The organism is Nocardiopsis valliformis DSM 45023 (genome assembly GCF_000340985.1).
Taxonomy (GTDB): Bacteria; Actinomycetota; Actinomycetes; order Streptosporangiales; family Streptosporangiaceae; genus Nocardiopsis; species Nocardiopsis exhalans.
Genome location: NZ_ANAZ01000041.1, coordinates 58,226 through 71,797 on the forward strand (window position 1 = coordinate 58,226; position 13,572 = coordinate 71,797).

General features: G+C 63.9%; 15 protein-coding genes and 1 tRNA gene. 3 read left to right on the plus strand and 13 right to left on the minus strand.

Going from position 1 to position 13,572, the window contains the following annotated elements; all coding sequences use genetic code 11:
* Nucleotides 1-136: 136 nt before the first annotated feature.
* Nucleotides 137-595, minus strand: coding sequence for a DUF4442 domain-containing protein (locus tag D457_RS0127505; RefSeq protein ID WP_017583898.1), 459 nt, complete (start codon nucleotides 593-595; stop codon nucleotides 137-139).
* Between the two features lie 140 nt (nucleotides 596-735).
* On the opposite strand from D457_RS0127505, the gene D457_RS0127510 reads away from it, so the two are divergent.
* Nucleotides 736-824 (plus strand) — tRNA-Ser (locus D457_RS0127510).
* 154 nt (nucleotides 825-978) lie between these two features.
* Here the strand turns inward: D457_RS0127510 and D457_RS33585 are convergent.
* Genes D457_RS33585 through D457_RS0127525 form a run of 3 tightly spaced genes read right to left on the minus strand, consistent with a single transcriptional unit; the run spans nucleotide 979 to nucleotide 4,088 of the window.
* On the minus strand, nucleotides 979-2,178 hold the full coding sequence (locus D457_RS33585; RefSeq protein WP_017583899.1) for a tyrosine-type recombinase/integrase: 1,200 nt from the start codon (nucleotides 2,176-2,178) through the stop codon (nucleotides 979-981).
* A gap of 18 nt (nucleotides 2,179-2,196) precedes the next feature.
* Nucleotides 2,197-2,406 carry a helix-turn-helix transcriptional regulator gene (locus D457_RS0127520; RefSeq protein WP_039831964.1) on the minus strand — a complete coding sequence of 70 codons (210 nt, stop codon included), beginning with the start codon at nucleotides 2,404-2,406 and terminating at the stop codon, nucleotides 2,197-2,199.
* Entirely contained in the window at nucleotides 2,403-4,088 is a 1,686-nt protein-coding gene (locus D457_RS0127525) for a replication initiator (protein WP_039831965.1), read from the minus strand. The genes D457_RS0127520 and D457_RS0127525 overlap by 4 nt, the downstream gene beginning before the upstream one ends.
* Before the next feature lie 71 nt (nucleotides 4,089-4,159).
* Between D457_RS0127525 and D457_RS0127530 the strand changes: the two genes are divergently transcribed.
* Nucleotides 4,160-4,456, plus strand: coding sequence for a hypothetical protein (locus tag D457_RS0127530; protein ID WP_017583902.1), 297 nt, complete (start codon nucleotides 4,160-4,162; stop codon nucleotides 4,454-4,456).
* 248 nt (nucleotides 4,457-4,704) lie between these two features.
* Here the strand turns inward: D457_RS0127530 and D457_RS35980 are convergent, their stop codons facing one another.
* The 8 genes from D457_RS35980 to D457_RS0127570 form a co-directional block, all read right to left on the minus strand.
* On the minus strand, nucleotides 4,705-4,893 hold the full coding sequence (locus tag D457_RS35980; protein ID WP_152514385.1) for a hypothetical protein: 189 nt from the start codon (nucleotides 4,891-4,893) through the stop codon (nucleotides 4,705-4,707).
* 205 nt (nucleotides 4,894-5,098) lie between these two features.
* A complete protein-coding gene (locus tag D457_RS0127540) occupies nucleotides 5,099-6,529 on the minus strand; it encodes an FtsK/SpoIIIE domain-containing protein (protein ID WP_039831966.1) in 1,431 nt (476 codons plus the stop codon).
* Nucleotides 6,526-6,789, minus strand: a complete 264-nt coding sequence (locus tag D457_RS0127545; protein WP_017583905.1) for a hypothetical protein — start codon at nucleotides 6,787-6,789, stop codon at nucleotides 6,526-6,528. Before D457_RS0127545 ends, D457_RS0127540 begins: the two co-directional genes overlap by 4 nt.
* Nucleotides 6,790-6,891: 102 nt before the next feature.
* Nucleotides 6,892-7,299 (minus strand): hypothetical protein, encoded by a 408-nt coding sequence (locus D457_RS0127550; protein ID WP_026117090.1) that lies wholly within the window; start codon nucleotides 7,297-7,299, stop codon nucleotides 6,892-6,894.
* A 115-nt stretch (nucleotides 7,300-7,414) separates the two neighbouring features.
* On the minus strand, nucleotides 7,415-8,158 hold the full coding sequence (locus D457_RS0127555) for a GntR family transcriptional regulator (RefSeq protein ID WP_017583907.1): 744 nt from the start codon (nucleotides 8,156-8,158) through the stop codon (nucleotides 7,415-7,417).
* A gap of 205 nt (nucleotides 8,159-8,363) precedes the next feature.
* Nucleotides 8,364-8,795 carry a hypothetical protein gene (locus tag D457_RS0127560; RefSeq protein ID WP_017583908.1) on the minus strand — a complete coding sequence of 144 codons (432 nt, stop codon included), beginning with the start codon at nucleotides 8,793-8,795 and terminating at the stop codon, nucleotides 8,364-8,366.
* Nucleotides 8,792-9,001, minus strand: coding sequence for a hypothetical protein (locus D457_RS0127565; protein ID WP_017583909.1), 210 nt, complete (start codon nucleotides 8,999-9,001; stop codon nucleotides 8,792-8,794). Before D457_RS0127565 ends, D457_RS0127560 begins: the two co-directional genes overlap by 4 nt.
* 629 nt (nucleotides 9,002-9,630) lie before the next feature.
* A complete protein-coding gene (locus D457_RS0127570) occupies nucleotides 9,631-10,410 on the minus strand; it encodes a GntR family transcriptional regulator (RefSeq protein WP_017583910.1) in 780 nt (259 codons plus the stop codon).
* 24 nt (nucleotides 10,411-10,434) lie between these two features.
* On the opposite strand from D457_RS0127570, the gene D457_RS0127575 reads away from it, so the two are divergent.
* Nucleotides 10,435-10,905 (plus strand): NUDIX hydrolase, encoded by a 471-nt coding sequence (locus tag D457_RS0127575; protein WP_204367480.1) that lies wholly within the window; start codon nucleotides 10,435-10,437, stop codon nucleotides 10,903-10,905.
* A 146-nt stretch (nucleotides 10,906-11,051) separates the two neighbouring features.
* Here D457_RS0127575 and D457_RS35985 read toward each other — a convergent pair whose 3' ends face one another.
* Nucleotides 11,052-12,575: a hypothetical protein gene (locus D457_RS35985; protein ID WP_152514386.1), complete on the minus strand. Its 1,524-nt coding sequence runs from the start codon at nucleotides 12,573-12,575 to the stop codon at nucleotides 11,052-11,054.
* Between the last annotated feature and the right edge of the window lie 997 nt (nucleotides 12,576-13,572).

The window sequence follows — 13,572 nt, forward strand, 5'->3', positions numbered from 1 at the left end:
TCGACCTGTTTCCCTTGGGGTCAACGTACCCAGCGGTACCGACAATCGGCAGGGCCTGACCGGATCAGGCCTCGGACACACGAAGGCCCTGGTCAGACGGGCGGAAGAGGTGTCTGACCAGGGCCGGAACCGGGGGTTACTTCCGGTTGGGCTTGAGTGTCCAGATGATGGTCATCTTCCCGGTGACGGTGCCGTCCCCGGTGCTCAGTTCGACCTCGATCGGGAACACGGGGCGCTTGCCCTCGTCCAGTTCGGCGACGATCTCGTCCCGCGAACGGCCCAGCGTCGCCTTGGCGGTGATGTCGCCCATGGCCACCTTGAGGAAGCTGATCTCGGCGGTGGTCGGGAACGGCACGGCGCGGTCCAGCTGGTCGACGAAGGTGCTGATGATGATGGCACCGGAGGCGGACTCGGCCAGGGTGAACATGGCACCGGCGTGCGGACCGCCCACGTGGTTGTGGTGGTCGGCGTTGTCGGTGAGCCGCATGCTGGCGGTCCCGTGGTCCAGGTCGCTGAACTCGATCCCCAGGTGCCGCACGAAGGGAACCGCGTCCAGGAAACCGGTCTTGACCATCTCCGCCGTCTCGGCGTCCATTTTCGTCATACCCCCAGGTTACTCACGAGTAACTCACCTGCGCCACCCCGGGCCCGTCCCCGGGAGTCAACCCGGAACATCCACACGAACCCGTGCCCGCCGTGGGCTACCATGTCTGGCGGAGAGTCACTCTCTCCCCGGGAGGGTTCGCATAGCGGCCGAGTGCAGTGCTCTTGAAAAGCACCAAGTCCTTGACGGGGCTTCATGGGTTCAAATCCCATACCCTCCGCAGAATCAGGGAGTTTCCCCAGGTGGGAGACTTCCACGGAACACGGCGAAGGCCGGTGGTACCGGGCCGGTGCACATTCAGTGCACACGGTCCGCAGGCCACCGGCCTTCGGTGCGTCAGGGGTCGTTCCCGTTGGGGAGGCCGAGGAGCGAGGTCACGCGGCCAGAGCGGCCAGGCGAGCGACGTCCATGGCTTCGGCGACCTCGTCCAGGCGGTCCGGGAACAGGTGCCCGTACCGGTCCAGGGTCATCGTGGCCGTGGCGTGGCCGAGCATCGACTGCACCACCTTCACGTCGGCCCCGGAGGCGATGGCGAGCGAGGCGGCTGTGTGCCGGAGCTTGTGCGGGGTGAGCCCCATGCCCGCCAGGCCGGCCGCCTTCACCGCGTTGCCGAACTCCCGGTAGCGCCAGTTGCGAATGCGCAGCGGAGCACCCCGACGAGTCGTGAACACCAGTTCATCGGGGTCACGCCCTTCCAGGAGCGGACGCAGTTCGGGCACCAGCGAGGGAGGCACGGGCACCGTGCGGGGCTTGCCCGACTTCGGGGTCTGCTCGATGAGTTCGCTCTCCACCTCAGCGAAGGCCACCACCACGCGCACCCGGCGCCGTTCCAGGTCCACACGTCCCACCCTCAGCGCGGCGGCCTCGTTGAAGCGCAGGCCCGTGTAGGCCAGCAGGAGGATCAGCGCACGGTTGACCGGAGCGGTCGCGGCGATCTGCCCGTACTTGGTGCGCAGCCCGCCAGCCGCAGTGGCCAGAGCCTCCACCTGGACATGGTCGAGGTAGACGTGTTCGGCTTCGGAGGGTTTGGGCAGCGGCACGCCCTTGGCCGGGTTGTAGGGGATGCGCCGGGGCACGCACCAGCCGAGCACCATCGACAGCACGACGTGCGAGTGCCTGGTCTGGGAGGCTCCGAGGTTCGACCCGCCTTCGTCCCGCGGCTTCTGGAGCTGGGCCACCCATACGGCGATGTCCTCGCCGTGGATTGCCGAGAGCGGTTGGTCTCCCCAGCGCGGAAGCACGTGGTTGTCGAGCACGGCACGGTACTGCCACCAGGTGGACCGCTTGATGTCGGTGCGGGTGGTCAGCCACTTCTCGGCCATCTGTCCGAGGGTGACCTTCGCGGCGTTGGGGTCGCGGTAGGAGCCTTCGCGCAGGCTGTTCTCGATCTCGGTCTGCCGCGTCTCGGCGTCCGGCTTCTTCTTGTAGGTGCCAGCGCTTTTGATCTTCCCGGAGGGGTCGTAGTAGCGGACCATCCACCGGGCGGGAGGGGTGCGCTTGGCGGTCTTGGCCTTGCGTACGGCTTCGGTGTACGCCTTGTCCTTGGTGCGGTCGTAGACCCAGGCACGGGCCATGGTCAGTCTCCTTGGGGGTTACCGGGTTCGGACCCAGGCGTGGACCTCAGCGGGCACGTAGCGCACGTACCGGCCGATGCGGTGGGAGGGAGGCCCGGCGCCCTTGTAGCGCCACTCGTAGAGCGTCTTGGCGGGCACACGGAGGTAGGCGGCAGTGTCCTTGACCGACCAGAGTCCTTCCTCAGCACGGGGCCAGGGCACGGTTGGAGTGGTGCCAGCGGTTCTCATGCGGCCCTCGTCTCGGTGGTTGCCGAAAGATCGTTCTGCCGTGCGGCGTCGAGCTGGGAACGGCGTTTGAGTGCTTCACCCACGGCCCGCAGGAGGCGTTGTTCTCGGGGAGCCACGTCGGGGTCGGTGGGGCGTGCGAGTTCCCAGGCGAAGTCACCGGAGTTGACCGAGTTCAGCACCGGGGAACGCGGGTGTTCGTTGTCGCCCTGGTCCTCGTTGGCGGGGTCGACACCGAGTGCGTCCAGGACCCAGGCCAGCCGGTCCGCCTTGTGATCGGCCAGGGTCTTTCCGGACCACTTCCGAGAGACCAGCACGCGACGGCCCGCATATCCGAGGTGTTCGCGACGGTGGGCTTTGGAACGGCAGAAACCCGGACGCTGACCCGCTTTGGGGTCTTGGGGTTGGATGCCGTACCGGAGCCAGTTCGAGCACCGAGGCGAGCACGGCTCGAATCGGAGGGTTTCCATGAGCCGGTCCACGTGCTGTTCCTGCCGTACGGTCTCGGCCGCGTGGCAGTCGGCGATGTCCTTGGTCAGGTACTTGGCCAGATAGCGCACACACCGCGCGGCGTCCTCGGTCCCAGCCACGACCCCCTTGGCGTCCACCTGCTTGCCGAACCGCACCACGTGGAACGGTTCCGGCTCCGGGTCAGCGTCGAGTTCGTCCAGGGCCTCATCCCAAGTCGGGAGGACTTCCCCCGTGGTGGGGTCGAGGTAGGTTCCGGCGTCTGCATCCCACACCGGCAGGTGTTCGCCCTCGAAACGCACCGTGTCAGCGGCAGGCCACCACACCTGGTGGTAAGTGGCGGCAGCGATCTGGCGCAGCTCAGCCCGGGGCAGGGTTCCCCGAGTGGCCATATGCAGATGCGGAGCCAGACGCCGTTGTGGTTCGACGGAAGCGAAGTACTGCACGTCGAATCCGGCCACCCGTCGCAGGTTCTGCACGAACCGGTCCACGAGCTTGGAGAAGTGCAGGGTGTCCCGAGCCGCCCGACGGTAGTCATAGGTCGAGAGGTCGACGGGGGTGCCGTCCGAGCACACCCGCCCATACGAATCCAGGGTGAGCGTCAGGAACAGCGAGGGCCGGAACACCTTCCCCGAGCCAGGGTCAGTGAACGCCCGCCCGACCGTCTTCCTCGTCATCGGCCGCTTGGGCAGATCCGGAACGTCCTGGCGGCGTTTGGTCGAGCGCACCCGACGCGGCCCTGACTCCGAAGAAGCCGAGCGGGTAACCGAGCCCCGCAGACCAGAGGCGCTGATCTCCTCGTCCAAGTCCGCGATGGCAGCATCCAGCGCGGCGAGCTGTTCAGGCTCAGCAGCCCCAGTAGCGGCAAGGCGATCCCGTTCAGCGGTGACCACGGCGCGCTGTTCCACCCAGCCCTGTTGCTGCTGTGTCGGTGGGTCGGGTTCCATGACAGGTTCGGTGGCCAGGTGCCAGCCCTCTTCGCACTGAGAGCGCCGAAGAGACCGTTTCCTCTTTGCGCAGGCCGGACAGCGGGATTCGAGCGTGGACCCGCACGGAACGTCGATCACCTGTGTCTGACCAGTCCCGATATCGGTACGCCGCAGGGAGACGGGTCGGATGCACACGCCGTGGTCAGCGGCGACCTGTTCGGCCACCTCACGGGCCAGGGGTTGCGCGAGACGCTCAGCCCGGGTGGACTTACCAGTAGGAGTCGGCATCAACCCACCGCCCCGAACCGCTCCACGCCCCAGGAGCACCACGCCCGCAGGGCTCGGAAAGGATTCCCCACGTGGCCGGTCGGCATCGCGCCCCTTACGACCCCGAGGCCAGAAAGCTCGAACGCGAGGCCATGAAACGTGAGCGTGCGGCGGCCCCTCCCGAGCCCGCGAACCGGTGGCTGATCAAGTTTTCGATCGTCGGCCTGGTGCTGACCGCCGCGATCGGTGTCTTCGTGTGGATCGAGCACCCGCGAGGAATGTGGGCCGTGGGGTTGAGCGCGCTGATCCACCTGATCAATCTCTTCAAGGAGATTCGCACCCACCTGAGGTACCGAGCGGCCCCTAAGCAGGAAGATGTACCGCGCTGACACTGCGCCACCGGACCAGCCCCACGACCACAGAGCGGAAGCCCTCACCGCATGCCTTTCGATAAGCAGCCCCGACCGTGGTATCTGGCCGTCAGCGTTCTTCTCACCGTGGCGGGTGCCGTGATGATCTGGCTGGACCCCGACTTCATGGTGCCGTTCCAGATGTGGATGCTCACGCTCGTGTGGGCGGCGAACGTGGTGGGCTGGTTTGCCCTGTACGTGCTCCATCGAGTTCGCTCCCGTAGCCATCAAGCGACCTCGTCTTCCAGCGAAGAGCCCGCCCCGTAGCCCTCTGCCATGGCGGTGATGTCGTCATCGGAGACGAACGAGGCCCGGATACACGCGCGGTCATCAGCAGCGAGCTGTTCGGCCACCTCACGGGCCAGGGGTTGCGCGAGCCGTTCGGCCCGTGTCGACTTACCGGTAGGAGTCGGCATCAGCCCACCACCTGGAAGGCACGGAAGCCTTGTCTATGGACGAACGACGCCGCTTTCGGCTCATACTCTTGTGCATGCTGCCCCCGGTGCTGCTCACACAGCTTGTCGACTTCCCGGCAAACTGGATCGGAGCCGCACTGTGGTGGGCTCTGATATTGGCGTGGGCCGAGTGGTATCGGCGTAGGAAGGCACGGGCCAACACCCATCAGGCCACCTCCGAATCGGAGGACGAAGCCGCGCCGTAGATGTCGGTCATGGCGGTGATGTCGTCATCGGAGACGAACGCGGCCCGTACCCGTATCGGGGAGGGTGAGGTCTCCAGGCGGACGTAGGCCACCCCGGGAAGGGTGGAGTCGATCAGGTGCGCCTCAGCGCCGCGTTCCCTCGCGCCTTCTCCGAGGACCATGTCCACCTGCGATGCCTCGTCCAATCGCAGGGCGATCTTGTCCGGGAAGAGGTTGCGCAGGTTCATCACCTCCTTTCGCGGGTCCTGCAACGCGGCCAGCACGCAGAACCCGACCGAGCGTCCTTGTGAGGTCAGGGTGGCGATGGCGTTCTCCGAGCGTTTCCGCACGTCCCGGTCGGGGTGGTAGGCGGTCAGGAAGGCGACCTCGTCCAGGACCACGACCACGAACGGATCAGCCTTGGTCGGAGTGTGTGAGCGCTGCTTGCCCGCATAGCGTTCGGCTCGTTCCTGCATCTGCGCCACCGCGTGTTCGAGGAGTTCCACCGCGGATTCCCCGGTGTCCGCATACCGGGCGAACAGGTTCCGTCCGTAGGCCAGTTCCATGCGTTTGGGGTCAATCCCCCACACCTGCGCCGAACCGTCAGCGATAGCGGGGAGCATGGCCCGGATAGCCGACCAGAGCACGGAGCCCTTGCCAGCCCCGGTCACCCCGACCACGAGCACATGGGTTCCGTGCAGCCGGAGCTTCCACGGGGTACCGTCTTCGCGCTTTCCGACCGGAAGCGCTGACAGGTCGGGGGACTCGGGGACGGGAAGGGCGTCGAGGGCTTCGGCGAGGGTGTCGTGTCTCGGGAACTCCAAGGTGATGTCCCTTGGCCCGTTCACGGTGACGCGGCAGGAGGGTGCGGCGAACCCATGCGCCAGCTCCACCACCCGGTTCTCAAAGTCAGCCGGTGAGGTTCCGGCGACCAGGGAGACCCGGACGTAGTCGGCCCGGTCGTTACAACGGACGGAGCGGATGCGGGGCAGGTAGCGGCGTTCCTGGTAGGACTCGGCCAACCCGGAGATGACCAGGACCGGTTGCCAGTGCCTGCGGTACACAGCCAGGTGTCGCCACCAGGCCAGCAGACGCCACGTGACGCAGTAGCGGTAGGAGTGCGGCCAGGCCCGCCACCAGATGAGTGAGACCACAGCCAGCACCCCAGCGAGCGCAACCAGTCCAAGCCAGGACAGGTACCACCAGCAGGCCACCACGGCCGTGGTCGAGGCGACCATGACCGGGAAGCGGAACGGCAGCAACACCAGCAGCCGCACCAGGCGGTAGATCCACGAGCCCAGAACGACGATGCCGGGGGTCTCCACGATCGGGGTCGTCCACCGCACCCCTTGGGCCGGAGTGGGCAGGGTCGGGGAGGACTGAGTGGCCCCCACCTTGGGTTGGCGCATCATGACCGGTCACCGCCGTTCAGAGCCTCGGAGGCGGCGATCTCGGCCCAGAGCAGGTCGGAGTCAGCACGAGCGCAGGCAGCGAACCGGGCAGCGTCCGGGTTGCCGTCCCGCTCAGCGATAGCGGCGAAGACGCGGGACTTGAAGTCGAAGAACTCCGCCCGCTCCGCCTTGGTGGTGCGGGGCTGGTCGTAGGCGTCCAGGAACACGCGGACCAGCTCAGCGCCGGTCAGAGCGGACAGGTCTTCGGGAATCTGGGACATACTGGGGGCACCTCTTCTGAGATTTCGCAGTCCAGCAGGGGGTTCAAGGGGCGGCTAGGTGTTGGAGCACCAGGCCGCCCCGCTTTATGTGTCAGGAGGCGGTCAGGCCGCTTCCTTAGCCGGGGCACGTCGACCACCAGCGGCGCCACCGGGAGCCTTCACCCCCCGAGCCCGCAGCGAGTACGCCACCCGGGGGCGACGGCCCGAGTCGTCCACGTAGGGCATGACCGCCATCGCCTCGAACTCGATCGGGCGGAACGGCAGCCCGGGAACCTCGTCCGGCAGGGTCGGGCACACGTTCGCGGCGACCTTGACCTTCACGCTCTTGGCCTTGCCGCGTGCTTCGGGGTCGGCGTCGATCACGTCCACCGCCCACAGCGGGAGCCCGGTGTCCTTGTCCATCTGGGGCCGCTTGGTCTCAAAGTCGGTGATCGCTTCCACCCCGAGCGCGAACGCACCGTGTGGGAAGACCGCGCCGAACGCGACCGGCAACGCTCCCTGAATAGCCATCAGATCAGCCTTCCACTTGATGTCCACTCAACCACTTGTTCGGTCAAGTGAATGTCAGAATAGCCCGCCTTACTCGTCCGGACAAGTGGATAAGAAGATGGGCAAGCTGAGGCGGTTACACGGCCGGGTAGGAGTCTTCCAGTTCGTGCAGGTCACCGGGCAGGACGATCTCAGCGACGGAGATGATGCGATCGGAGGCGTCCAGTATCCGCGCGGTGATGCCCAGCACGGGCGTCGCCTCGTCCAGCTCCAGAATCTCGCACTCTTGGCCGGTGGCCACTCGGGCGCACAGGCGTTCCACGACGCGGGCGGGGCGAAGCTGCTTGACCATCTGCACGTGGTCGCGCGCCCCGATGCTGATCGGTGCCTCAGATCCGAGGTCGGTTCCCTCTGCCACGTCCAGGGGGAACCAGAGAGTGACCAGTTCACTCGGCCCGCCATCGGCGTCCAGGACCAGGCGGCGGCGCGTCACCGCTGGGGACTCAGCGGGCACGTCCAGGGTCTCGGCCAGAGAAGCAGGGACAGGGGCACGGCCAGCGTTGAGAATCCGATTGTTCCTGGCCTCTTCGGAGGCGTCGAAGGCACTGGCTCCGGCATGGGAGCGCTCGGAGGTCTGTTGGGGGACGCCGCGCACGAACGAGCCACGCCCGTGTTCGCGTTCGATCCAGCCCTGCATACTCAGGATTTGCAGCGCCCGTACGACCGTGGAGCGCCCGGCCCCGAACTCGCGGACCATTCGGGACTCGGAGGGAAGCATCTCCCCCACGGGATAGGTCCCGTCTTCAATGCGCTCTTGGATCGCCCGCACGATCTGTACGTACTTGGGCGGAGCGAACTCCAGACTCGACATGATGTCCACCTGGTGACTCTAGTACTCGTATGGTCGAGTAGCTTACTCGCGTTGCATGGCCCTGTCAGCAGGTGGGGGCACATGTGAACCCCGCACGCCGACCGGGAGGGGGCGGGAAGCGCAACCGGAGCAGGTGCGCACATCGCCGGAGGAGGAGAGCCCGCGTGCCCTGGCCTCCGTGGTCTCGGGCGAGACGTCAGGGCACGCGGGGTATCTAGAACGGTCGCCAGTTCGCGGCCCGTTCCACGACGTAGACGCTCAGGTTCTCCACCGTGGCACCGCACAGGGCACGGCGTTCGCACTCGACCAGGGCAGCGGCCACCAGACCCACGTCATGCCGGGCGGCGGCCTCACCCGAGGTCAGCACAGGAGGGGTGACCGTGCGGACGTGGTTGCACACCGCACCGTCCACCACGTGGGACAGGCCAACGACGTAGGACAGCCGCAGCCGGCGCCGGGCGACCTGGGGCGGCAGCTCGCACCGCAGGCGTTGTACCACCGGCTTCCCGTCAGGGCCGGTGCCCACGGTTTCGTAGGTGATGGACTGCCAGTCCTCACAGGCCACCCGCACCCGCACGCCGTGGGCGCGGGACCAGGCGTAGAACGCGGCGCGATCCGCCGGAGGCGAGGTGTGTTCGCCACTCATGAGCGCACCGCCCCGACCGCGATGGCCGTGCGCACCAGGTCGCGCAACTCGGCCATGTCATCGACTGCCGGGGGTGGAGCCGAAATCTGTTCGAGCAGACGCAGGCCCCGCCTGTCCCGTTCGATCCGATGCGCAGTGCGCTTGTGCTCGAAGTGCGCGTAGGGGCCGCGCAGGAGGTTGTAGGCACGGGGGTCGCCACTGTCCATCACGATGGGTTCCGGTGCGGGCCACAGTTCTACCCGCGCAGGCGGGGGCAGGTGCACCGTCCGGGGTCCGGTCCGGTGATGCCTTCCCCGTGGTTTGGGTCGTATCAGAGTCACCAGAGCCCGAATCAGGGCGATAAGGTCGCTCACGTCAGCCTGCTTTCTCAGGTTGGCCGCGCCCCCGGACGCCTTGCCCGCGTCGCGGGGGTCACTTGTCGATAAGCCGCCTTGCAGCGTGGCGAAGGATCAGCCACGGGCGACTTGAGTGGTTCTCAGGAGTCCGTTCCGGTCCCCCGACATGCGGTGCAGGGCTCGATGCGCATCACCGACTGCTGAGTTCCAGCGGAGCGCACGACCACGAGTCGCCGTGAACGGACGGTCTTGTGCCCTCGCCCTCGACAGGACTTGCACCTCTTCGAGGCTGTGACTGCATCCACCAAGCACGCTCCCGTGAACCGGAGGCACCCGCACCGCTTGAGCAGAGAGGCACCGCTCATCCAAGATCCAACCCATATGCATGAGAACAACCCATGCACTCATGTATATGAGTAATGCCATAAGGGTGCCTCACTCATGTACATGAGTCAACCCTGTTTGGCGAAGTCCCTGATCAGCTTCACCGGCCGCCTACGTCAGTCGGTGGCCGGAATCCTGTAGTCGAGCACGAACTGATCAGCAGCCATGATCGTGTCGCAGACCTCCACCACGCGCCCGGCCTCCGTCACGGCGTTTCGGGTCAGGTGGATCACCGGAGCGCCGGGGCTCAGCGCGAGCGCACTCGACTCCTGTTTGGTGGCCAGCCGAGCCCGGACAGTCTCGGTGTACTCCGCGAACTCGTGCCCGTGTTCCTCCAGACGGGCGTAGATGCCACCACCGCCGGGGTTCTCCTCGAAGAGTTCGGGGATGTCCCGCGCCACGTCCCACGGCAGGTAGGACGTGGCTTCTTCGGTGGGTGTGCCATCGGAGAAGTAGAGCCGTCGACGAGCGAGCACCTTGTCTCCCTCGGCCACGCCCAGGCGCTCAGCGATGTCAGCAGGAGCGAGAACGGGACCGATGGAGATCACCTGGACGGTGGGCTTGACCCCGGCCTGTTCGGTCTCCGCGATGTAGGCGGCTTTGCCCGCACGGCGGTGCGAACGCCGGAAGCGGTCCGAGGACTTACGGGTCACCGGAGGGCGCGACTTCACGAAGGAGCCCTTGCCCTGGTGGGTCTCCACGAGTCCGATAGCCCGGAGCTGAGCAACCGCCTTGCGGACCGTACCCGACGAGACGCCGTAGCGCTCCATCAGTGCGGTCTCACTCGGAATCTCCTCAGCAGGGGCCAGGGCCCCGCCCTTGATCTGCTCTTCGATGTCGTCCGCGATCTGGAGATACCGGGGCTTCGCAGACCGCGCCCCTACAGTGCTCGCCATAGTCCTTCTATGCCTCCTATGCTCATGTACATGAGTAACAGCACCGGAGACAAGCCGTCAACGCCGCTGCACTCCGTGTCCGTCGCAGGAGCGGTCATCCGCGAAGACGGACGGATGCTGGTCATCAAGCGCAGGGACAACGGCAACTGGGAGCCGCCCGGCGGAGTCCTGGAGTTGAACGAGACCCCGCAGGAGGGCGTTGTCCGCGAGGTCCTGGAGGAGACCGGCATCCACGTCGAGGTGGAACAGCTTACGGGCGTCTACAAGAACATGGCCCGCGGAATCGTTGCCTTGGTCTTCCGCTGCAAGCCGTCCAGTGGCGAAGAGCGCCCAACGAGCGAAGCAACCGCCGTCGAGTGGATCAAACCCGAAGAAATCGAGAAGCAAATGGGCGAAGTTTACGCCGTTCGACTGCTAGACGCCTTAGATCCAAACAACCCTCATGTCCGCACCCACGACGGGAAAAAAATCACAAGCAGCAAGCACTCTCCATAAGAATAACCCACAGCAAAGATCATTAAAAAACGAGAAAAGATTGACACCTAATTCAGCAAAAAACCAAAGAAAGCACCACTCAAAATGCGCGCACAGTTGGCCGAAATCCGAGATTTAAATTACGGGCCAAATAAATGGACACATAATCACACATTCCCATCCACCGATCGAGAGAAAATCAACCCCCTCTTTCGCCGATTTTCCCGATTTTCCCATTTCAAAAAATCCATCCCCTGCGTAGCCCTTTGCGCACTCAGTTCAGCCACATCCAGCAGCCACACATTAAATCGCTGAGATCCCCTGTCGGGAACTGTCTCACTCTCCACAAGGAGGTGGGCAAATCGTAGATGCTGAAGCTTGTTTACCTTTTCACTTATCTCATCGTCACGAGCAACTAGAAAATAGGCAGATTTGTTTCTGCGACAGAAATCAGTTAGCTCCTGAACAAGCTCCTGAAGTTCAGAAGCTTCTGCGGGCTCATCGGTTCTCAAGTCATTAAACTTACTTGGAGAAATTTGCCCGGCTGCCTGATTGACGTCTTCGACAATCACTCGATGCGAGCCACTCTTTTCGGTAACACCGCGATTCCGCGCCTCTGCTATAGACCCGGAAGCAAGCCTAAGGTAGTCACGCGCTACGCCACCTGCAGCAAGAACGAGCCTCTTTCTTGCATCTTCGGTGAACAATTTCTTGATGTCGACACTTGACTTTTCCGCGATTTTGGAAAGGATTTCCTCTAAGAACTGCTGCGCCGAAGAAAAATGGCGCAGCCCTCGATCAAGAGCAACCTCATGCGCATCATGGCCGATCTGCATACCCCGTGGAGGGTCACCCGGCTTGTAGTTGACGGTTGAATATCTAATACTTCCAACCTTTAACCACAGTCCCGTATCTTTGACCAAACGATGCAAATACCCAAGAACAAGAGGTTGAGATTCACGGGCTATTTGATAAAGGTCGTCCACGAAGATGAAACCGCCGCCCACCTTATTCGAAGCTCCGGATATAAGAGCTCGAAAATCAGGCAAAGCTCGTTCAAGGAACTCGTCTTTTGAGCCTTCGACAACTTGACGCTGAGAGTACAAAGACCTTGAATTCTTACCTCCTGCCACTTGTCCACTAACTATTTCAGCCTTCAATCCGACATTGGCTGATCCACTTCGACCACTCTCTCTTTCAATCACCCATTCAACTTTGCTGTCATTAGGAGAAAACTTGAGCAAGTAAAGTTGACTTTCTGCACGTTCAAGTTTTTCCACAAGGATGCGCTCATCTGATTTCTTTGAAAATATTCCCTTCAGTCGACTCTTCAATCCCCCTCCCTCGGGATCCTGCTGAGCCTCCAAGGCACTTTTCACCCCAGAAACGACTTCCCTTACTACACTGACCAGCACATCTGGATAACTGAGACTGGAGAATATTTCCTGATCAACCCAAACAGATGCTCTCCCTTGAGACCTTTGTTTTTCCTGAAGATGGCGCAGCAAGCTCGACTTCCCTGATCCACGCTGACCAAAGATAAAATGATGATAGCGTGCTGCTGCTATCTCCCCATTCATAGGAGAAACGTAAAACTGCTCCCGTCCTGAGGGGTTTGCTCTAGTCGCCTCCTGTAGATCAGTCAGGAAAGTTGAGACATTAATTCCTGTGAATTCAGCTTCAGATTGCATGACTAGTTTTCCTTCCAATCATTGCCGATTCGGGCTGTATGAGATCAAGGCGACGGCGCAAGCGCCGTCGCAGCCCTCGACCGCCGCTCGGGCTGCGGGCTGACGCCCGGTCCCGAGCGCACGGCCGCAAACCGCGCGCCACATGCCGTCTCTCGGACAGACCCACAGGACGAGCGGAACCAGAGTTGCCCGAGATATCCATGGTGACCCACGCCATACCCGTTTCGCAGAGCTTTGAGTACCAACGGTTGATGACGTGTTCAGATCCCGGGACACCCGATGGCGCGACACGGTCTGTCTGGGGTGACCGACCTCGGCGCCATCGGGCACCCCGGACCGGAGCCGTGGTTGCCGGATACTGGGGCTGAGGAAGCGGTGGCGAAGGTGACCGAGCAGGTGCAGGCCGCACGGAGTCAGGGCCCTGGGCTGAGCCTCACCGCGATGCACATTCAGTGCACATAGCTCCGGGAGGGCCCCGGAAGCACTGGGAAGCCCCCAGAACATCAACCCAGGTCACAAAGCCATTCGTCGCTTTGTCGACAGGTCGTTAGGGTCCCCCCGGTGCAACGGGGCTTCATGGGTTCAAATCCCATACCCTCCGCAGTCCGAGGGCCGTCTGCCACACAGGCAGGCGGCCCTTCGTCATGCTCAGGGGCTTACCAGAGGAACCCCCGTCCCGCGCTGAGAAGGGCGCGCGTGCCCTGGCCTCCGTGGTCTCGGGCGATACGTCAGGGCACGCGAGGCTATCTGAGGCATGCTCTGGGTTTTCCAGCCCGACGGTCAGCACCCCGGAGTATCCCGGTCCCTTTTTCCCGGTGATCTTGCTACCACGCTCGATGTCAAGCTGTGTGGAGTCACGCGGACTGCTTTTGTGGTTCCTGGTCGGGCAGGTTGATCCCCACCGTGCTCGCGGGGGCGGGTGTTCGGGGGCGTGCGTGGAACCGTCCCGAATGCTCCTCGAAATATCGTTGCAGTGCGCCCTCTCGCCGTTCCCACG

Bases quoted from the DNA above. Each gene is read 5' to 3' on its own strand.
- D457_RS0127505 (WP_017583898.1), bottom strand. From the start codon at position 595: ATGGACGCCGAGACGGCGGAGATGGTCAAGACCGGTTTCCTGGACGCG.
- D457_RS33585 (WP_017583899.1), bottom strand. From the start codon at position 2,178: ATGGCCCGTGCCTGGGTCTACGACCGCACCAAGGACAAGGCGTACACC.
- D457_RS0127520 (WP_039831964.1), bottom strand. From the start codon at position 2,406: ATGAGAACCGCTGGCACCACTCCAACCGTGCCCTGGCCCCGTGCTGAG.
- D457_RS0127525 (WP_039831965.1), bottom strand. From the start codon at position 4,088: ATGCCGACTCCTACTGGTAAGTCCACCCGGGCTGAGCGTCTCGCGCAA.
- D457_RS35980 (WP_152514385.1), bottom strand. From the start codon at position 4,893: ATGCCGACTCCTACCGGTAAGTCGACACGGGCCGAACGGCTCGCGCAA.
- D457_RS0127540 (WP_039831966.1), bottom strand. From the start codon at position 6,529: ATGATGCGCCAACCCAAGGTGGGGGCCACTCAGTCCTCCCCGACCCTG.
- D457_RS0127545 (WP_017583905.1), bottom strand. From the start codon at position 6,789: ATGTCCCAGATTCCCGAAGACCTGTCCGCTCTGACCGGCGCTGAGCTG.
- D457_RS0127550 (WP_026117090.1), bottom strand. From the start codon at position 7,299: ATGGCTATTCAGGGAGCGTTGCCGGTCGCGTTCGGCGCGGTCTTCCCA.
- D457_RS0127560 (WP_017583908.1), bottom strand. From the start codon at position 8,795: ATGAGTGGCGAACACACCTCGCCTCCGGCGGATCGCGCCGCGTTCTAC.
- D457_RS0127565 (WP_017583909.1), bottom strand. From the start codon at position 9,001: ATGGACAGTGGCGACCCCCGTGCCTACAACCTCCTGCGCGGCCCCTAC.
- D457_RS0127570 (WP_017583910.1), bottom strand. From the start codon at position 10,410: ATGGCGAGCACTGTAGGGGCGCGGTCTGCGAAGCCCCGGTATCTCCAG.
- D457_RS0127575 (WP_204367480.1), top strand. From the start codon at position 10,435: ATGTACATGAGTAACAGCACCGGAGACAAGCCGTCAACGCCGCTGCAC.
- D457_RS35985 (WP_152514386.1), bottom strand. From the start codon at position 12,575: ATGCAATCTGAAGCTGAATTCACAGGAATTAATGTCTCAACTTTCCTG.